Here is an 18,577-nt window from a genome sequence, read left to right as displayed (position 1 = left end):
CTTCATCTTGTCGTCCGGTCGTCGCACCTGCGCGCCACAACACCGTGTCTGCGGGTCGGATGTCGCGTCAACGACCGGGGGCACCGGATGGTGCCGCGGCAGCGGCGATGGTGCCCGCAGGAGTCTACGTGCGCGGGTGCAGTTTGTCAGACGGGACACAACCCTCGGCGCACACCGGCATGTCACGTTTTGGCAGCGTTGCGCACGGCGTCCGACACGCCGTTCCCGACCCAGTTCGAGGCCGAGCTGGAGACCGGCTCGGGTCGCGGCTCGCGATGCCGGGCTCATGCCTCGAAGCGGCCGCCGCCGGCCTCGTCGATGGGCAGCGTCGCCCCCCACATGGACTGGGCGTCGAGCGGAGGGGTCAGGCCGAGGTGCTCCCACGCGAGGCTCGAGGCGGCACGCCCCCGCGGCGTGCGCACCATGAAGCCCTCGCGGACGAGGTAGGGCTCGGCCACGGTCTCGACGGTGTCGGGCTCCTCCCCCACCGAGACCGCGAGCGTCGACAGCCCCACCGGGCCACCGTTGAAGCGCCGGCACAGGGCCTCGAGCACCGCGCGGTCGAGCCGGTCGAGCCCACGCTCGTCGACGTCGAAGAGCTCCAGGGCCTGGCGCGCGGCCGCCTCGGTGACGCGGTCCTCGCCGTGCACCTGTGCCCAGTCCCGGACCCGGCGCAGCAGGCGGTTCGCGATGCGCGGGGTGCCGCGAGAGCGCAGTGAGATCTCCCGGATGCCGTCCTCGTCCGCCTCGAGACCCAGCAGGCGCGCGGAGCGGTGCAGGATCGTCACGAGGTCGGCAGCGGTGTAGTAGTCGAGGTGGCCGGTGAAGCCGAACCGGTCCCGCAGGGGCGCGGGCAGCAGACCGGCGCGCGTGGTCGCCCCGACGACGGTGAACGGCGGCAGCTCCAGCGGGATCGCCGTCGCGCCCGGGCCCTTGCCGATGATGACGTCGACCCGGAAGTCCTCCATCGCGAGGTAGAGCATCTCCTCGGCCGACCGGGACATCCGGTGGATCTCGTCGAGGAAGAGGACCTCGCCCTCGGCGAGCGAGGAGAGCACCGACGCGAGGTCTCCCGCGTGCTGGATGGCAGGGCCGGAGGTGATCCGGATGGGCTGCTCGAGCTCTCCGGCGACGATCATCGCGAGCGTCGTCTTGCCGAGGCCGGGCGGGCCGGAGAGCAGGACGTGGTCCGGCGGGGTGCCGCGCCGCTTCGCGGCCTTGAGGACGAGGCCGAGCTGGTCGCGCACGCGGGTCTGTCCGGGGAACTCGTCGAGCCGCTTGGGCCGCAGTGCCGCCTCCACCTGTCGCTCGTCGCTGTCGCCGGCGGCGTCGACGATCCGGGCGGTCGCGTCGAAGGATCCGTCGTCCCACACCTGCTGGTCGGCCTCGGCATCACTGCCCCACGGACCGACGCTCATCGGCCCAGCTCCTGCAGCGCCGCCCGGAGCAGCGCAGAGACTCCCGCTCCGTCGGCCGCGAGCGGTGCGACCTTGTCGAGCGCGTCGTCGGCCTGGCGGGCCGTCCAGCCGAGACCGACGAGGGCCTCGCGGACCTGCTCGCGCCAGGCCTCGCCGGTGTCGAGCGGCACGGGAGCGGCCTGACCCACCGACCCGGGCAGGGCGCCCAGCTTGTCCTTGAGCTCGAGGACCATGCGCTCAGCGCCCTTCTTGCCGATGCCCGGCACCTTGGTCAGTGCCACGAGGTCCCCGGTGCCGAGGGCCACGCGGACCGCGTCGGGCGAGTGGACGGCAAGCACGGCCAGGGCCAGCCGCGGCCCGACGCCCGAGACGGTCTGCACCGTCTCGAACACGTGCTTCTCGTCGTCGGTGGCGAAGCCGTAGAGCGTCAGCGAGTCCTCACGGACGACGAGGCTCGTCGCGAGCTCGGTCGGCTGCCCGAGGCGCACCGAGGCGGCCGTCGCGGGAGTCGTGTGGACGAGCATGCCCACGCCTCCGACGCCGACGACGACGGAGTCGAGGCCGACCTTGAGGACGGTTCCGGAGAGCGAGGCGATCATCGGGGCTGGGCTCCAGGGTGCGGTGACTGGGGTCGGTCGATGCCGACTCGGTTGCGGGGCGGCTGGTTGGTGGCGGCGCGCAGCCGCTGGGCCGGTGGCGCGGCACCCGGTGGGACACGACGGGGTATGCCGCTCCCCCGGCCGCCCGTGCGGGCGAGCACCTCGAGCCGGGCTTCCTCGAGCCGGTTCTGCGTGCCACCGCGCCAGACGTGGCAGATGGCGAGGGCGAGGGCGTCGGCGGCGTCGGCCGGCTTGGGGGGCGCGTCCAGCCCGAGCAGTCGGGTGACCATGGTGGTGACCTGCGCCTTGTCCGCGCGGCCGCTGCCGCTGACGGCGGCCTTGACCTCGGTGGGTGTGTGGAGCGTGACCGGCAGGCCCAGCCGCTCGGCCATGATCATGACGATGCCGGTCACCTGGGCGGTGCCCATGACGGTGGAGACGTTGGTGTCGGCGAAGACCCGCTCGATGGCCACGGCCTCGGGGCGGTGCCGGGCGAACCACTGGCGCATCTCGTCCTCGACGGCGACGAGGCGCTTGGGCGTCGGGTCACCGGCGGGCGTGCGGATCACGCCCACCTCGACGAGGGAGAGCTTGCGGCCGGGGACCCCGTCGACGACGCCCACGCCGCACCGGGTGAGCCCGGGGTCGACCGCGAGGACGCGCACGGCATACCTCCTCGGGGTCTGGGACGGGCTGTCGGGACGAGAGCGTCGGGGGCGAGTGTCGGGCTGTGACGATCCGAACACGTGTTCGGGACAACGCTAACGGGCGGGTCCGCAACGGACGGGAGGCACGCCGGTCACCGGCGTGCCTCCCGTTCCGTCGGCCTCGGGGCCGCGGGTCACTCCTCGTCGTCGAGCTGGGCGAGCACGTCGTCGGGGATGTCGCCGTTGGCGAAGACGTTCTGCACGTCGTCGCTGTCCTCGAGCGCCTCGATGACGCGGATCATCTTCTTCGCGCCGTCGAGGTCGAGCGGGACCTGCAGGTTGGGCACGAACGACGCCTCGGCCGACTCGTAGTCGATGCCGGCGTCCTGGATCGCCTTGCGCACCGCGACGAAGTCGGTGGCCTCGGAGATGATCTCCCAGGTGTCGCCGTTGTCGTTGACCTCCTCGGCGCCGGCCTCGAGCACGACCTCGAGGATGTCGTCCTCGGAGCCGGCCTCCTTGAGGACGGTCACGACACCCTTGCGGTTGAAGACGTAGGACACCGAGCCCGGGTCGGCGAGCTGGCCGCCGTTGCGCGTCAGCGCGGTGCGCACCTCGGCAGCGGCGCGGTTTCGGTTGTCGGTGAGGCACTCGATGAGCACCGCGACACCGTTGGGCGCGTAGCCCTCGTACATGATCGTCTGCCAGTCGGCCGCGCCCGCCTCGGCACCCGACGCGCGCTTGACGGCGCGGTCGATGTTGTCGTTGGGCACCGAGGTCTTCTTCGCCTTCTGGATGGCGTCGTAGAGCGTCGGGTTGCCCGCGGGGTCAGCGCCGCCCTGACGGGCCGCGACCTCGATGTTCTTGATGAGCTTGGCGAAGAGCTTGCCGCGCTTGGCGTCCTTGGCCGCCTTCTGGTGCTTCGTGGTGGCCCATTTGGAGTGGCCGCTCATGCAGTGTCCTCGCGTTCCGGTGACTGGCGTGCGCCCGACTGCTGGAGTCGGTGCTCTCTGACGATCGAGACGAACTCGGCGTGGATCCGGCGGTCGGCGCCCACCTCGGGGTGGAAGGAGGTGGCCATGAGGTTGCCCTGCCGGACCGCGACGATCCTACCGGCGGCCTGCCCCTCGCTCACGCGGGCGAGCACCTCGACGTCGGGTCCGGCGTCCTCGACCCACGGGGCGCGGATGAAGACGGCGTGGACCGTACCGGTGTTGGCGGGGCTGCCCCAGGCGTAGTCGAGGTTCTGCTCGAAGGAGTCGACCTGGCGGCCGAACGCGTTGCGCCGCACGGTGATGTCGAGGCCGCCGAGCGTCTGCTGACCGGGGCGGGCGTCGGCGATCCGGTCCGCGAGCATGATCATCCCGGCGCAGGAGCCGTAGGCGGGCATCCCCTCGGCGATGCGCCGCAGCAGCGGCTCGCGCAGCTCGAAGGCACGGACGAGCTTGTCCATGACCGTGGACTCGCCGCCGGGGATGACGAGCCCGTCGATCGCCTCGACCTCGGCCGGCCGACGGACGGTGACGGCTTCGGCCCCGAGGGCCGTCAGCGCGGCCAGGTGCTCGCGCACGTCTCCCTGCACCGCGAGGACGCCGATCCGCGGCTTCGTCTCGTCGGAAGGCGCGCCGGCGGAGGCGGGGCGGGCAGTCTTGGTCGTCGTGCTCACCGGATCAGGGTAGAACGCGCCGGACAGCGGGCTCGCCACGGGTGGCTGCGGTGCACCCGTGCGTGTCTGTCTCGGGTGCGAGACGTTCGAGGAGGCGGTGCTGACATCGGCGGCGGCGCACGGGATACGTTGCGGCCATGACGACGGTGCACACCCACGACGCCCTCATGAACGATGCGCAGCAGGCGGACGACGCCTCTCCCCTGCGCGGCACGCGAGAGCTCTTCGACCTCCCCGACGACGTGATCTACCTGGACGGCAACTCGCTCGGCGCCCTGCCTCGAGCCGTGCCCCCGGTCGTCGACGACGTTTTGCACCGGCAGTGGGGCGAGCGCCTGATCCGGTCGTGGAACGAGGCCGACTGGTGGGGCGCCCAGACCCGCGTCGGCGACCGCGTGGGCCGCCTCGTCGGTGCGGCGCCCGGCCAGGTCGTCGTCACCGACTCGACGTCCGTCAACCTCTTCAAGGCCGTGATCGGCGCGGGGCGCCTGCGACCGGGGCGAACGGTCGTGCTGACCGACCCCGACTCGTTCCCGACCGACCTCTACATGACCGAGTCCGCGGCCGCGCTGGCCGGGCTGCAGGTTCGCCGCGTGCACCCGCGCGAGGCGGTGGCCGCGATCCGGGAGCTCGGCGACGACCTCGCCCTCGCGTCCTACTCGAGCGTCGACTACCGCACGGGCGAGCTGTGGGACCTGCGCGCCATCACGGCCGTCGCGCACGAGGTGGGCGCGCTCGCGTGCTGGGACCTGTGCCACTCCGCCGGTGTCGTCGAGGTGGATCTGGACGAGGGAGGGGCGGACCTGGCGATCGGCTGCGGCTACAAGTACCTCAACGGCGGCCCGGGCGCGCCCGCTTTCCTCTATGTCGCCGCGCGCCACCAGGACGACTTCGACCAGCCGCTCACCGGCTGGCAGGGACACGCCCACCCCTTCGCCATGCGGCCGGACTACGAGCCGGCGCCCGGCATCACCCGCGCCAGGGTGGGCACCCCGCCGCTGCTCTCGGTGCTGGCGCTGGAGGCCGCGCTGACGGCATACGACGGGCTCTCCCCCGCCGACGTGCGCGCCGCCTCGCTGTCCGTCACGGGCGCGTTCATGGGCGCCCTCGACTCGCTGGGCGTGGACCTGCCGCTCGCGACGCCGCGCGAGCCGGAGCGCCGGGGCTCGCAGGTGTCGCTGCGGCACCCGGAGGCGTTCGCGGTCGTGCAGGCGCTCATCGCCCGCGGGGTCATCGGCGACTTCCGCGAGCCCGACATCATCCGCCTCGGCTTCGCGCCGCTCTACGTCACGCACGTCGACGCGGTGCGGGCCGCCGTGCACGTCAAGGAGGTCCTCGACCGCCGCGAGTTCGAGCGGCCAAAGTTCGCGCAGCGGGGCGCGGTCACCTGACGGATCACCCGGCATTCGACTCCCGTGGCGGCCGGCGCAGAGCCGGCCGCACCAGCACGTCGACGTTGTCGCTCCACTGCTCCGCCGAGCCGACACCCCTGGGCAGCGCGCGGACCGCGGGGTCGCGCGCGCTGTCGGCGACCAGGGTGACCGCGGCCGCGCGCACACCCTGGAAGGGCCGGTCCCAGAAGGGCTCGACGGGGTCGTCCAGCGCGGGCAGCCCGACCTCGCCCTGCAGCCGGCTCAGCTGCCGGAGCGCCGCGACGAGCCCCGCCTCGCGAGAGTGCCAGTCGCCCGCCTCGAGCGCGGACCCCAGTGGCGCGGCGGCCGATCCGGCCCGCGGCAGCGCGGCGAAGCTGGTGCCCAACCACTTGGCGTAGGGCGGCCAGCGACGCTCGAGCAGGTGGCCCAGGTGCATGGCGATCGTCGCGAGCCGGGCCGCCATCACCCGTGAGCCGAGGTCGTCGCCGCGCTCGCCCGCTCGCCCGACGAACGGCAGCTCCTGGGCCACCCGGGCCCAGTCGGTCGCGACGACGTGCCGCCAGACGTCATCGGGGTACCACTCCAGCCGACGCCGTATGCCGTCCAGCTCGCCCGAGCCGTCGACGAAGACCGGGCCGGCGGTGACCTCGAGAACGGCCTGCCCGGTGAGCGAGAGCCACTCATCAGTGCCGAGGTCGCGGGTGGCATCGGCACCGAGCCGCGAGACGGCGAGGTCGCGGGCCGTCGAGGTCTGTACGCGGTGACGAACCACGGGGTCCCAGGTCGTCGGGAACCGCACCGGGTGGCCGGCGAAGGTCTCCGGCAGGTGCGCGGCCAGGTGCGTGTCGACTGCGTCGACCCTCTCGGCGGGCACGAGCAGCTCGAGTCGCAGCCCCCAGTCGTGGTCTCGCGACCTCGCGTCGTCCAGGCCGAGGACCTCGGAGCCGCTGCCCAGGCGCGCGGCGGCATACGGCATCCGCGGCCAGGCCGCCTCGACGATCGGCCGCACGACGTGCTCGAAGTAGGACCGCGAGAGCTCGGTTCCGGAAGGCGTCACGCCCCGAGCCTGCCAGTTGCCGGCCTCGACCAGTGGTGTGTGCAGGCGTCGGGGTCGGGGCCCCAGCAGCTGCACACGGCGCCGCCGGCCGGCCAAGGACGACGTATGCCGCCGCGCCCGGTCGGGCGCGACGGCATACGTCAGCGGGCGGCTGGGAGTGGGGAGGTCACCAACCGCGCTCGGCGAGCCGGTGCGGCTGCGGGATCTCGTCGACGTTGATGCCGACCATGGCCTCGCCGAGGCCGCGGGAGACCTTGGCGATGACATCCGGGTCGTCGTGGAAGGTCGTCGCCTTGACGATGGCCTCGGCGCGCTGAGCGGGGTTGCCCGACTTGAAGATGCCGGAGCCGACGAAGACGCCCTCGGCGCCGAGCTGCATCATCATCGCCGCGTCGGCGGGGGTCGCGATCCCGCCGGCGGTGAAGAGCACGACCGGGAGCTTGCCGGCCTCGGCGACCTCCCGCACGAGCTCGTAGGGGGCCTGCAGCTCCTTGGCCGCGACGTAGAGCTCGTCGGGGCTCATCGAGCGGAGCCGGTTGATCTCGGCGCGGAGGGTGCGCATGTGCGTCGTCGCGTTGGAGACGTCACCCGTGCCGGCCTCGCCCTTGGAGCGGATCATCGCCGCGCCCTCGGTGATGCGGCGCAGGGCCTCGCCGAGGTTCGTCGCGCCGCAGACGAAGGGCACGGTGAACTGCCACTTGTCGATGTGGTTCGCGTAGTCGGCCGGGGTCAGCACCTCGGACTCGTCGATGTAGTCGACGCCGAGGCTCTGGAGCACCTGGGCCTCGACGAAGTGGCCGATGCGGGCCTTGGCCATGACGGGGATCGAGACGGCCTCGATGATGCTGTCGATCATGTCGGGGTCGCTCATGCGCGACACACCGCCCTGGGCGCGGATGTCGGCGGGGACCCGCTCGAGCGCCATGACGGCGACGGCGCCGGCGTCCTCGGCGATCTTCGCCTGCTCGGCGGTGACGACGTCCATGATGACGCCGCCCTTGAGCATCTCGGCCATGCCGCGCTTGACGCGGGTCGTGCCGGTGGCGCTCGGGCCGGACTGCTGGTCAGCCACGGGCGTGCTGCCCGAGGTCGGGGTGGTGCTCACGATGTCCTGCTTTCCCGTGTACTGGAGTGGTGCTGCCACAAAGGGTAGGCCCCCGTGCCCGGTGCCCACGACACGGTCCGCCCGGCAGCGAGGGGCAGGTGCGGCACGGGCTCACACGGCCTCAAACCAAGGTGAGGTGCTCCGGTGCCTCGTCGTTGAACTCGACGGTGTGCGGCATCGGCGTGTGGCCGGCGAGGTGGAAGAGGCGGATGGCCCACTTGCGCCGCACGCGCCGGACGTCGGTGACGGCGTCGTTGTGGAACCGCCGCGCCAGCTGCACGCGCGTGCAGGCGGAGCCGACTCGGGCGAGGACGTCCTGCCCGAGGGGGGTCGAGCGCAGCTCGGCGACGACGTCGGGCGTCAGGGCGATGTCGAGCGCCTCGGTCAGGTCGTTCTCGGCGAGCTCGCGCTCCTCGCCGTGGTCCGCCGGCGCCTCGAGGGAACCGGCAGCCGCGTTGGCGAGGATCAGCGCGGTGGCGCCGTCGAGCAGGCCGCTGTTGGCGAGCTCGACGGCGGCCTCGGCCCGGCGGACGAGACGGGCGTCGAGGGCGGCGAGGGTGCCGCTGAGCCGGACGTGCAGCCGGTCGAGCCGGGCGGCGGTGTAGGAGAGATACCAGGCCGCGACGACAAGGACGAAGAGGACCGCGAAGACCCAGGAGAGGAGCTCGCTCACCGGCCACCCCCTCGGAGGAAGCGGTTCCAGCGTCCCTGCGGCTCCCACTGGGCGGCCGCGCGTCCCTCGATGACCGTCTCGTAGACGGCGAGGATCTCGTCGGCGACCACGGACCAGTCGAAGAGCCGGGCGCGGTGCTGCCCGGCGGCGGCCAGGGTCGCACGACGGTCGGGCCGGCGCAGCAGGTCCACGAGGGTGCGCGCGAGCTCCGCCGGCTGCTCGTTGGCGAACATCGCGCCCGCCGTCCCGCCGTCGAGCACGCGCGAGAAGGCAGGCAGGTCGCTGGCGAGCACGCAGGCGCCCGCGCTCATCGCCTCGATGAGGATGATGCCGAAGCTCTCGCCGCCGGTGTTGGGCGCGACGTAGACGTCGACCGAGGCGAGCAGGGAGGCCTTGTCGTCGTCGGACACCGCGCCGAGGAACTGGCAGGCGGCCGTGACCTCGGGGGGCCAGCCGTCGGTGACCTCCTCCACGGCGCCGGGGCCGGCCACGAGGACGCGCAGGCGCGGGAACTCGCGGAGCACCTCCGGCAGGGCCGCCGCGAGCACCGGCAGCCCCTTGCGCGGCTCACCCATGCGGCCGAGGAAGGCGATGGTGGGCGAGGCCGGCGTGCCGATCCACGGGCCCCGCCGCGGTGCGTCGGCGAAGCGGTCTACGTAGACGCCGTTGGGGATGACGACCGCGTCACCGCCGACGTGGGTCGTGACGGTGCGTCGGGCGTCCTCGCTCACGGCGATGCGCCCGGCGATCTTCTCGAGGCTCGGCCGGATGATGGGGTAGGCCGCCTGCATCGAGCGCGAGCGCAGCATCGAGGTGTGGAAGGTCGCTACGATGGGCCCGTCCGCCGCCATGAGGGCGAGGACGCTGATGCTCGGGGTGACGGGCTCGTGCAGGTGCAGCACGTCGAAGCTGCCGGCGTCGAGCCACCTGCTGACCTTCGAGGCACTGACCGGCCCGAAGTTGAGCCTCGCGACCGAGCCGTTGTAGCGCACGGCCGTGGCCCGGCCGGCCGACGTGACGTAGGCGGGCAGCTCGGTCTCGCTCTCGGCCGGCGCGAGGACCGACACCTCGTGCCCCAGACCGATGAGGTGCTCGGCGAGGTCGCGGACGTGGAACTGCACCCCGCCGGGGACGTCGAACGAGTACGGGCAGACGATGCCGATCCTCATGGCGCGTGGCCTGCGACCGGTGTGCTGGCCGCGGGTGTCGCCGGTGCGTCGAGGTCCTCGACGAAGACGCGCTGGAGCATGTGCCAGCTGGAGGTGTGCTCCCGGATGGTCACGGCGAGGTGGTCGGCGCACTGCTGGACGAGGTCGGCGGCGCGGGCGGCGGTGGTGCCGGAGACCCGCGGCACGAGCCGGTCGCTGAACTCGATGACGGTGCGGTGGCCGCCGAGACCCTCGCCCGGCGCGGCGGCTTCGTACCAGATGCGCGCGGCGTAGAGCGGCGCGCCCGTCATGAGCGAGAGCACCGCAGGCCCCTTGGCCATGCGGGCCCGGTGGCCGAGCAGGTCGACCTCCACGCCACCGTTGGTGAGGTCGCGGTCGGCGGCCAGCGCGATGATGCGGCCGCCGCCGCGGGCGGCCGACAGGAGCCCGTGGAAGGGGTCGTCTCCCCCGGTCAACGGGATGATGTCCATGTCGATGCTGCGCCGGAAGGCCACGAACTCCTGGTAGACCTCCTCCGGCTTCAGCCGCTCGGCGACCGTCGTCACCGGCATGAGGCTGCCCGCCGACCACGCGGCCGCCAGGTCGAAGTTGCCCAGGTGGCCGACGAAGACGACCACCGTCTCGCCCTGGGCGCAGTGCTCACGGACCTGGGCGTCTCCGCGCACCTCGACGGCGCCGTCGATCTGGGCGCGCGAGAGCGACGGGAGCCGGAACGCCTCGCAGTAGTAGCGCATGTAGGAGCGCATGCCCGCGCGCACCAGGGCGTCGAGGTCAGCCTCGGACAGCTCGGGCCGGACGCGGCGGTAGTTCGAGCGCAGGCGGTCGATGCCCTTCCCACCCCGGGCGACGAGGACGTCCGCGACGCGGTCGAAGAGGGCGTATGCCGCCCGCTCCGGCAGGGCGCGTACGGCGGACCAGCCGAGCCGGAACCCGAGCACGCTGACGGTGTCGGTCGCCCGGCGGGCGATGCCCGTCACGCGCCCACCTCTCCGGAGGCGAGGGCCTGCTTGCGGACGGTCAGCATCCGCTGCAGGACGGTGATGAAGCTGGCGACGGCCAGCAGCCCGAGCACCACGCCGAGCAGGACCGTCGAGTCGAAGACGTCGGCGAAGAAGGCGGCGACGAGCACGGCGACGAGCCGGTCGGCGCGCTCGGCGATGCCGACGTTCGCCGTGTAGCCGAGGCCCTCGGCCCGTGCCTTGGCGTAGGAGACGACGCTGCCGAGGATGAGGCAGGCCAGCGCGAGGCCGGCCATCAGCTGGTTGTTGCCGCGGCCGGCGTAGAACAGCACGAGCCCACCGAAGATCGCCGAGTCGCCGATGCGGTCGAGCGTGGAGTCGAGGTAGGCGCCCCACTTGCTCGAGCGGCCCGACTCGCGCGCCATGATGCCGTCGACGTTGTCGGAGAAGACGAAGGCCGTGATGACGAGAACCCCCACCCACATCTCGCCGCGGGGGAAGAACGCCAGCGCTCCCACGCACACCCCCACCGTGCCGACGATCGTGACGATGTCGGGACTGATCCCGAGCCGGAGGAACAGGTGGGCGATCGGACCGAGGATCTTGGTCATCGACGCGCGCAGGAGTCTGTTGAGCATGGTGGGACCAGCGTACTGATGGGTGCCGGGAGCCCGGGCACCCCCAGCACAGCGGCGCGCCGTGCTCAGGCAGCGGCCCGAGGGGGTGGCCCAGAGAGGATGAGCTCAGAGCGTGGGCTCAGGAAGTGGGCCAGGCCGCGACGAGGCGGGCGCGGGTGTCCTCCAGCAGGACCGGCAGGGCCTTGGTCTGTCCGATGATCGGCAGGAAGTTGGAGTCGCCGCTCCAGCGTGGGACGACGTGCTGGTGCAGGTGCGCCGCGACACCGGCCCCCGCGACGGCGCCCTGGTTCATGCCGAGGTTGAAGCCGTGGGGTCCCGACGCGGCCTCGAGGGCGCGGACGGCCTGCTTCGTCAGGGCGGTGAACTCACTCGTCTCGTCGTCGGTGAGGTCCACGTAGAGGGAGACGTGGCGGTAGGGGCAGACGAGCAGGTGCCCGGGGTTGTAGGGGAAGAGGTTCAGGACGACGTAGCAGTGCTCGCCCCGGTGGACGACCAGCCCCTCCGCGTCCGACTTGCCGGGCGCCGCGCAGAAGGGACAACCGGTGCCGGCCTCCTCGGTGGGCCTGTCGCCCTCGATGTAGGCCATGCGGTGCGGTGTCCACAGCCGCTCGAAGCCGTCCTCGACGCGGGCGAAGTCGTGCGCGGGCTGTATCGCGGGCTCGGTCGCGGGCTCGGTCGAGTGCTCGGTCGGCTCACCGTCGGGAGTCGTGGTCGCGCCGGGCGTCGTGGGGCCACTCGCCTGCCTCGTCATGACAGGTGATCCTAGGGCGAGCGGCTCGTCGGGCGAGGACGGGACCCCCGGGCGAGAACGGGCGTGATCGTCACCTCGCAGCTGCTCGCCGCCTGGACCGACGCGTGGTCGACGGACCACGCCGGCTGGGACTTCTCGGACGTGGCATCGGGGACGGGCGAGAGTCCCACCCCGTGGGACTTCGAGGACCAGTGCGTGCGCGCGATGCGGGACGGCTCGTCGGTTCTCGACATGGGCACCGGTGGCCGTGAGCAGCTGCTGCGGTTGCTCGACGCGGCAGGCGCGAGCATCGCACGCACGCGAGTCGTGGCAACGACGGCTGGCCACCGAACGTGCCCGTGGCCCGGGCGGCCCTCGAGCCACGCGGCGTCGTGGTCGTGGAGCACGACGCGGACCGGGGCGCTGCTGACGCAGCAGGTGGGGTCGCGGGACGCCGAGCAGACGCGGACGTGGTTCGGCACCCCCAGGCCGGCCGCGGCGAGCCGGTGGAGCTGACCCACCACCGGTGGTGGGTGCGGGCCGTGCAGCCCTGACCTGCCGGCCGGGACCGGCCGCGCGTGTCGATTTCGCGCGAGCCGCCCACGTTCGGTTCAATGGAGAGGGCCCTGCGGTGTGTGAGACCGCAGGGCCCTGCTGCGTCCGCCCCCACGACGGGACGGCCCTGTGGGTGTGAGAGCCGCAGGACCGGGAAGGGGAAGGCCCGGGAAGTATGAGTTCCCGGGCCTTCTGTTCCTCCTCGCCGAAGCGATTCGGGAACCGTTCCGCCGAAGCGGTTCGGTACGTCCTTTGTAGCACGGCCGGCTTGTCGCGCAAGCACTTCGGAGAAAAAGTCGCAGCCCGCGGACCGACGGCCACGAGCGGACGTATGCCGTCCCGCCGGCTCGGTGGGACGGCACACGTCGTGCCCGTCGGCGCTCAGCCCAGCGACACCGCATACACCTCGAAACGGGCGTCGTTCGGGAGCGTCACGGACTGCAGCTGCTTCGCGGGGTCTGCGGCGACGGTCGTGCCGAAGAGCTGGACCGGGGGCCCGTCGACGCCCGAGCCGCGCTTGATCCGGTGGTCCATCGCGATGGCGACCTGGTTGCCGTTGTGGCCGCTCCCGGCGGCCCAGTCGGTCAGCGAGACCGGCACGGACGCGACGCTGCCGTCGGTGTAGGTCAGGCGCAGGGCCGTCGTCACGTCACCGTTGTGGGTGGAGCCGACGACGTGGACCGCCGTGCGGCTCGCGGCCGGGACGAGGAGTGTCTGGCCCCGGCCCTCGACGAAGTTCGGCGTCGTCCCGGAGGTGACCGGAGCGGCATACGTCACGCCGTTCCAGTCCCATGCGCCGGCGGTCGGCAGCAGGGCCGCGTCGTAGCTCCAGCCGCCGCCGTCGAAGTTGCCCTCGTCCGGTGCCGAGACGGTCGCGGTCCCGTCGTGGTTGCGGGCCTCGCCGAGGTCGACGGCGCAGCCGGTGGCACCCGAGAGGCAGCCCAGCGCCTCCTGCAGCTGCACCGTGACGACCTTCGTCACGGGGTCCACGCCGGGGGCCGACGCCGTGACGGTGACCTCGTGCGAGCCGACGCCGAGCCCGGCCGGCAGCGTGAGCGTCACGGCCAGAGACGCGCTCGAGGGGACGCCGTTGCTGTGCAGCACGGTGGCACCGTCGCCGTTCGGGCCCGGCGTCGCGCGCCAGCCGTCCGGGGCGGTGACGGACACGTCCACCGGGAGGCTCTTCGGCGCCTGCCCGACGAGGTCGACGGTGAACCGGGCCTGGCGCGCACCCGTGGGCACCACGACGGGGTCGGGGTGTGCGCTCATCGACAACGACAGGCGCGGGTCACGCCCCGCCTGCACGGCGGACGGCGGGACGTCCGAGGGCCTGGTGCCCCACCGGCTCGGCGTGCTGCCGACCGTGTGGGCGAGTGTGCCGCCGCTGCGGATGGCGTCCCAGCCGACCCAGCTCCTGGTGCTCTTGTCGCCGTCGACGGTCAGCGTCTGGACGTAGCGGTTCTCGTCGGAGACGCCGGGAGCCGTGATGGTCAGGCGGCCGCCCTGGCCGGTGCGAGCCGTCGTCGGCGATGCCACGTCGATGTCGACCCGCTCGAACTGCGGCGAGCTGACCACGAAGTAGTTCGCGCCGCTCATCGTCGGGTAGAGGCCCCACGAGGAGAAGACGTACCAGGCGCTCATCGTGCCGAGGTCGTCGTTGCCCGTCATGCCGTCGGCGCCGTCGGTGAAGAGGGTGAAGGCGGCCCTGGCGACGGTGGCGATCTTCGCCGGCTGCTGGACCCACGCGTAGACGTAGGGAGCGAGCAGGTCGGGCTCGTTGTTCGGGTTGTAGGTCGGCTTGCTGTAGTAGGCGTAGGTCGCCTCGATCCAGTCGGTCCTCGCGGTGCCGGCCGGGTCGGTGAGCAGCTTGTCGTAGGCGAAGAAGTCGTCGAGCCGCTTCTCGGTCGCTGCTCGACCGCCCATGATGTCGACCAGGCCGGCGGGGTCCTGCGGTGCCAGCCACTGGTACTGGTACGAGCCGCCCTCGTGGAAGGCGTGTGCCGCCTCGACCGGGTCGTACGGGTCGAGCCAGGTGCCGTCGGCAAGGCGCGGGCGGAACGTCTTCGTGCCGGCGTCCCACAGGTTCTTGTACCAGCCGCTGCGCTCGGTGAACATCGTCGCGTCGGCGGCGTGGCCGAGGGCCTTGGCCATGATGGCGAGCGAGGCGTCGGCGGCTGAGTACTCCATCGTGGCCGAGGCCGGGTGGGCGCAGTCGTTGTCGCCGCCGTGGGAGACGCAGTCCGTGCCGACCTGCAGGCCGTAGGGGATGTAGCCGAGCTTCTCGTAGTAGGGCTGGCCGGAGCGCCCGTTGTACTGGCTGTCGGCCGGCGGCCGCTCGGTGGCGTTCTGCTTCAGCAGCGCGTACGCCTCGTCCTCGTGCCCGGCGAGGAAGCCCTTGCTCCAGCCCTCGACGAGGAACGGGGTGACCGGGTCGCCGGTCATGATGTTGGTCTCGCTGTTGACCAGGGCCCATCGCGGCAGCCACCCGCCCTCACGGCCGATGGCGAGCACCGACAGGTACGAGTCGCGGGCGACGTCCGGCGCGAGGACCTCGAGGAGCTGGTTCTGCGGGCGGTAGGTGTCCCACAGCGAGAAGTTCTGGCGGGGCGTGTAGCCCTGCGCCACGTGGTTCTTGCCGTCCCACCCGTGGTAGGTGCCGTCGACGTCCGAGGCGAGGTTCGGGTGCATGAGCGAGTGGTAGAGGGCGGTGTAGTAGGCCGTTCGCCGCTGCTCGGTGCCGCCGGTGATGCGGGCGTGGCCGAGCTGCTCCTCCCAGCGCTGGGTGAGCGCGGCCCGGGTGGCGTCGAAGTCGAAGCCGTCGCCGGTCTCCTTCGCCAGGTTGGCGCGGGCGCCCTCGGCTCCGGTGTAGCTGAGGCCCACCTTCATCGTCACCGAGCTGGTGCCGGCCGGGAAGGTGAGGGCGGCGCCGTTGCCCCCGCCGGTGGTGGCGGCGTCGCGACGGCCACTGGTGAGCGTCGAGCCGCTCCAGGTGCCGAAGGTGTCGAACGGCCGGTCGAACTCGGCCCGGAACCAGACCGTGTGCTGGTCCTTGCCGGCGCAGAAGTTGCCGTCGTGGATGCGTCCCTCGACGACCCGGTCGCCGACGACGTGGACCTCGGAGTCGAAGACCTTCATGTTGGCCTTGCCCGTGTTGAGCAGCACGTTGGCCTGCTTGCCGGCCGGGAAGCTGAAACGCTGCCAGCCGGTGCGGTCGGTCGCCGTCAGCTCCGCCTGCACGCCGTAGGTCGGCAGGCCGACGCGGTAGTAGCCCGGTTCGGCGTGCTCGTCGGTGTGGGAGTAGGTGGAGCGGTAGCGGGTGGGGTCGACGGTCGTGACCGCGCCCGTCGTGGGCATGACCGGCAGCTCGCCGACGACCGGACAACCCACGCCCGACAGGTGGGTCTGGCTGAAGCCGTAGATTGCGTTCTGGGAGTAGTCGTAGCCGCCCTCTCCCCCGGTGTCCGGGCTGACCTGCACCATGCCGAACGGCGCGCTGGCGCCCGGGAAGGTGTTGCCGTTGTCCTGCGTGCCGATGAACGGGTTGACGGAGCGGACGAGCGGGTCGGTCGCCGCGGCGGCCGCCGGCGGTGAGCCGGTGGCGAGGGCGGGGCCGAGGGCGGTGGCGGCCAGCACGACGGTGCCGACCGAGCGGAGCACGAGACGCATGGGCGTTCCTTCAGGGTGCGACGACGGTGTCCTGCCCGAGACTCGTGACGTCTCGTCGGCCGGGCAACCCGAGGCCGCTGTCCTGTCCGATGGACGTCGGACATCGGACAAAACAGGACGTATGCCGTCCCGCTCGGTCAGCGGGACGGCATACGTCCTCGGGTGATGCCTCTCAGACCTGCGCGCGGCTCTCGATCGCGGTGAGGACCTCGGCGATGGCGTCATCGACCGGCACGCCGTTCTTCTGGGAGCCGTCACGGAAGCGGAAGGACACGGCGCCGGCCGCCCGGTCCTCCTCGCCCGCGATGAGCGTGAACGGCACCTTGGACTTGCTCGCGTTGCGGATCTTCTTCGGGAAGCGGTCGTCGCTCGCGTCGAGCTCGACGCGGACTCCCTTGCGCTTCATGCGATCCAGGACCTCGCCGAGGTAGTCGGCGTACTCCTCGGCGACCGGGACGCCGAGCACCTGCACGGGCGCCAGCCACACCGGGAACGCTCCGGCGTAGTGCTCGACGAGGACGCCGAGGAACCGCTCGATCGAGCCGAACTTCGCCGAGTGGATCATGACCGGCTGCTGGCGGGTGCCGTCGGCGGCCTGGTACTCGAGCCCGAAGCGCTCCGGCTGGTTGAAGTCGTACTGGATCGTCGACATCTGCCAGGTGCGGCCGATCGCGTCACGGGCCTGGACCGAGATCTTCGGTCCGTAGAACGCCGCGCCGCCTGGATCGGGCACGAGCTCGAGACCCGAGGCCACGGCGACGTCCTCGAGCACCTTGGTGGCGACCTTCCACTGCTCGTCGGTGCCGATGAACTTGTCCTTCTTGTCGCCCTCCTCGTCACGGGTCGACAGCTCGAGGTAGAAGTCGTCGAGCCCGAAGTCGCGCAGCAGGGAGAGGACGAAGTCGAGCAGGTGCTGGATCTCGGCCGGAGCCTGCTCGGCGGTGACGTAGGAGTGCGAGTCGTCCTGCGTCATGCCGCGCACGCGGGTGAGGCCGTGGACGACGCCCGACTTCTCGTAGCGGTAGACGGAGCCGAACTCGAAGAAGCGCAGCGGCAGCTCGCGGTAGGAGCGCCCGCGCGAGGCGAAGATGAGGTTGTGCATCGGGCAGTTCATCGCCTTGAGCTGGTACTTCGCGCCCTCGAGCTCCATCGGCGGGAACATCGTGTCGGCGTAGTACGGCAGGTGGCCTGAGGTGTGGAAGAGGCCGTCCTTGCTGATGTGTGGCGTGCCGACGTAGTCGAAGCCCTCCTCGATGTGCCGGCGCCGGACGTAGTCCTCCATCTCGCGCTTGATGACGCCACCCTTGGGGTGGAAGACGGGCAGCCCCGAGCCCAGCTCGTCGGGGAAGCTGAAGAGGTCGAGCTCGGCGCCGAGCTTGCGGTGGTCGCGCCGCTCGGCCTCGGCCAGTCGGTCGAGGTACGCCTTGAGCTCGTCCTTGGTGGGCCACGCGGTGCCGTAGATGCGCTGGAGCTGCGGGTTCTTCTCCGAGCCGCGCCAGTACGCGGCGGCCGAGCGCATCAGCTTGAAGGCGTTGCCGATGAGCTTGGTGCTGGGGATGTGCGGGCCGCGGCACAGGTCGCCCCAGGCGCGGGTGCCGTCGCGGCGGATGTTGTCGTAGATCGTCAGCTCGCCGGCCCCGACCTCGACGCCCGCGCCCTCGGCCGCCTCGTCGGCGTTGCCGCCCTTGAGGCCGACGAGCTCGCACTTGTAGGGCTCGTCCGAGAGCTCCGCGAGGGCCTCTTCGTCGCTGACGACCCGGCGCTCGAAGGTCTGCCCCTCGTTGATGATCTTCTGCATGGCCTTCTCGAGGGCCTTGAGGTCATCGGGGTGGAACGGGGTCTCGACATCGAAGTCGTAGTAGAAGCCGTCGCGGATCGGCGGCCCGATGCCGAGCTTGGCGTCGGCCCGCAGCGACTGGACGGCCTGCGCGAGGACGTGCGCGGTGGAGTGGCGCAGGACGGACAGGCCGTCCTCGCTCTCGACGGTGACCGGCTCGACCACGTCGCCCTCGGCGAGGACGTGGAACAGGTCCCGCAGCTGGCCGTTGACGCGGGCCACGACGACGGCGCGGTCACCCTCGAAGAGGTCACCCGCCGTCGTCTGCTCCGCGACCGATCGCTCGCTTCCGGCGACGGTGACGGTGATCTGTGCAGACACGGTTGGTGCTCCTCGTTGACAGGGACCCGCCGGCGGGCGACGGGTCGTGGTGGCGCCGCGACTGCGGCTGTTGCAAGGGTATCGAGGGCTCGCTCGGCCCGGCGACACGGTTTGCCCGTCGACGGCGCCCCCACCCCCTCCAACCGTCGAGAGGCCACGAACCG

The 18,577-nt window shown here is 72.0% G+C and carries 16 protein-coding genes; 2 read left to right on the top strand and 14 right to left on the bottom strand.

What is annotated here, in order from left to right; genetic code table 11:
* Positions 1-284 precede the first annotated feature (284 nt).
* The 5 genes from ruvB to pdxT all read right to left on the bottom strand — a co-directional run bounded on the left by ruvB (position 285) and on the right by pdxT (position 4,261).
* Complete coding sequence (gene ruvB, locus ABD194_RS17870) at positions 285-1,418, bottom strand: Holliday junction branch migration DNA helicase RuvB (RefSeq protein ID WP_343993851.1); 1,134 nt, start codon at positions 1,416-1,418, stop codon at positions 285-287.
* A complete protein-coding gene (gene ruvA / locus ABD194_RS17865; protein WP_343993849.1) occupies positions 1,415-2,017 on the bottom strand; it encodes a Holliday junction branch migration protein RuvA in 603 nt (200 codons plus the stop codon). The genes ruvB and ruvA overlap by 4 nt, the downstream gene beginning before the upstream one ends.
* A complete protein-coding gene (gene ruvC / locus ABD194_RS17860) occupies positions 2,014-2,682 on the bottom strand; it encodes a crossover junction endodeoxyribonuclease RuvC (RefSeq protein WP_343993847.1) in 669 nt (222 codons plus the stop codon). Before ruvC ends, ruvA begins: the two co-directional genes overlap by 4 nt.
* Before the next feature lie 176 nt (positions 2,683-2,858).
* Positions 2,859-3,617 carry a YebC/PmpR family DNA-binding transcriptional regulator gene (locus ABD194_RS17855; protein WP_343993845.1) on the bottom strand — a complete coding sequence of 253 codons (759 nt, stop codon included), beginning with the start codon at positions 3,615-3,617 and terminating at the stop codon, positions 2,859-2,861.
* Complete coding sequence (pdxT, locus tag ABD194_RS17850; protein WP_425580024.1) at positions 3,614-4,261, bottom strand: pyridoxal 5'-phosphate synthase glutaminase subunit PdxT; 648 nt, start codon at positions 4,259-4,261, stop codon at positions 3,614-3,616. Before pdxT ends, ABD194_RS17855 begins: the two co-directional genes overlap by 4 nt.
* A 206-nt stretch (positions 4,262-4,467) precedes the next feature.
* Between pdxT and kynU the strand changes: the two genes are divergently transcribed.
* Complete coding sequence (gene kynU / locus ABD194_RS17845) at positions 4,468-5,721, top strand: kynureninase (RefSeq protein ID WP_343993841.1); 1,254 nt, start codon at positions 4,468-4,470, stop codon at positions 5,719-5,721.
* Positions 5,722-5,725: 4 nt separating this feature from the next.
* Here the strand turns inward: kynU and ABD194_RS17840 are convergent, their stop codons facing one another.
* The 7 genes from ABD194_RS17840 to ABD194_RS17810 form a co-directional block, all read right to left on the bottom strand.
* The gene (locus ABD194_RS17840; protein WP_343993839.1) at positions 5,726-6,760 is read right to left on the bottom strand and encodes a DUF4037 domain-containing protein; all 1,035 of its coding nucleotides are present in this window, start codon (positions 6,758-6,760) and stop codon (positions 5,726-5,728) included.
* Positions 6,761-6,926: 166 nt separating this feature from the next.
* Positions 6,927-7,868, bottom strand: coding sequence for a pyridoxal 5'-phosphate synthase lyase subunit PdxS (gene pdxS / locus ABD194_RS17835; RefSeq protein ID WP_425580023.1), 942 nt, complete (start codon positions 7,866-7,868; stop codon positions 6,927-6,929).
* A 118-nt stretch (positions 7,869-7,986) separates the two neighbouring features.
* Positions 7,987-8,538, bottom strand: coding sequence for a hypothetical protein (locus tag ABD194_RS17830; protein ID WP_343993837.1), 552 nt, complete (start codon positions 8,536-8,538; stop codon positions 7,987-7,989).
* Positions 8,535-9,707 (bottom strand): glycosyltransferase family 4 protein, encoded by a 1,173-nt coding sequence (locus ABD194_RS17825; protein ID WP_343993835.1) that lies wholly within the window; start codon positions 9,705-9,707, stop codon positions 8,535-8,537. Before ABD194_RS17825 ends, ABD194_RS17830 begins: the two co-directional genes overlap by 4 nt.
* The gene (locus ABD194_RS17820) at positions 9,704-10,684 is read right to left on the bottom strand and encodes a phosphatidylinositol mannoside acyltransferase (protein WP_343993833.1); all 981 of its coding nucleotides are present in this window, start codon (positions 10,682-10,684) and stop codon (positions 9,704-9,706) included. Before ABD194_RS17820 ends, ABD194_RS17825 begins: the two co-directional genes overlap by 4 nt.
* Positions 10,681-11,304, bottom strand: a complete 624-nt coding sequence (pgsA, locus tag ABD194_RS17815) for a phosphatidylinositol phosphate synthase (protein ID WP_343993831.1) — start codon at positions 11,302-11,304, stop codon at positions 10,681-10,683. The genes ABD194_RS17820 and pgsA overlap by 4 nt, the downstream gene beginning before the upstream one ends.
* A 118-nt stretch (positions 11,305-11,422) precedes the next feature.
* Positions 11,423-12,055: an HIT family protein gene (locus ABD194_RS17810; RefSeq protein ID WP_343993829.1), complete on the bottom strand. Its 633-nt coding sequence runs from the start codon at positions 12,053-12,055 to the stop codon at positions 11,423-11,425.
* A 63-nt stretch (positions 12,056-12,118) separates the two neighbouring features.
* On the opposite strand from ABD194_RS17810, the gene ABD194_RS17805 reads away from it, so the two are divergent.
* Positions 12,119-12,550, top strand: a complete 432-nt coding sequence (locus tag ABD194_RS17805; protein ID WP_343993827.1) for a hypothetical protein — start codon at positions 12,119-12,121, stop codon at positions 12,548-12,550.
* Between the two features lie 420 nt (positions 12,551-12,970).
* Here ABD194_RS17805 and ABD194_RS17800 read toward each other — a convergent pair whose 3' ends face one another.
* Both ABD194_RS17800 and thrS read right to left on the bottom strand, forming a co-directional pair.
* Complete coding sequence (locus ABD194_RS17800; protein ID WP_343993825.1) at positions 12,971-16,255, bottom strand: GH92 family glycosyl hydrolase; 3,285 nt, start codon at positions 16,253-16,255, stop codon at positions 12,971-12,973.
* A 172-nt stretch (positions 16,256-16,427) separates the two neighbouring features.
* Complete coding sequence (thrS, locus tag ABD194_RS17795) at positions 16,428-18,413, bottom strand: threonine--tRNA ligase (RefSeq protein ID WP_343993823.1); 1,986 nt, start codon at positions 18,411-18,413, stop codon at positions 16,428-16,430.
* Positions 18,414-18,577: the final 164 nt, after the last annotated feature.

The sequence above is a fragment of the Terrabacter terrae genome (assembly GCF_039529575.1).
GTDB lineage: Bacteria > Actinomycetota > Actinomycetes > Actinomycetales > Dermatophilaceae > Terrabacter > Terrabacter terrae.
This window is presented reverse-complemented; position numbering and strand designations above follow the sequence as displayed.

Coding starts and splice junctions, on each gene's coding strand:
- kynU (WP_343993841.1), top strand. CDS start 4,468: ATGACGACGGTGCACACCCACGACGCCCTCATGAACGATGCGCAGCAG.
- ABD194_RS17855 (WP_343993845.1), bottom strand. CDS start 3,617: ATGAGCGGCCACTCCAAATGGGCCACCACGAAGCACCAGAAGGCGGCC.
- ABD194_RS17810 (WP_343993829.1), bottom strand. CDS start 12,055: ATGACGAGGCAGGCGAGTGGCCCCACGACGCCCGGCGCGACCACGACT.
- ABD194_RS17800 (WP_343993825.1), bottom strand. CDS start 16,255: ATGCGTCTCGTGCTCCGCTCGGTCGGCACCGTCGTGCTGGCCGCCACC.
- ruvB (WP_343993851.1), bottom strand. CDS start 1,418: ATGAGCGTCGGTCCGTGGGGCAGTGATGCCGAGGCCGACCAGCAGGTG.
- ruvA (WP_343993849.1), bottom strand. CDS start 2,017: ATGATCGCCTCGCTCTCCGGAACCGTCCTCAAGGTCGGCCTCGACTCC.
- ABD194_RS17825 (WP_343993835.1), bottom strand. CDS start 9,707: ATGAGGATCGGCATCGTCTGCCCGTACTCGTTCGACGTCCCCGGCGGG.
- pgsA (WP_343993831.1), bottom strand. CDS start 11,304: ATGCTCAACAGACTCCTGCGCGCGTCGATGACCAAGATCCTCGGTCCG.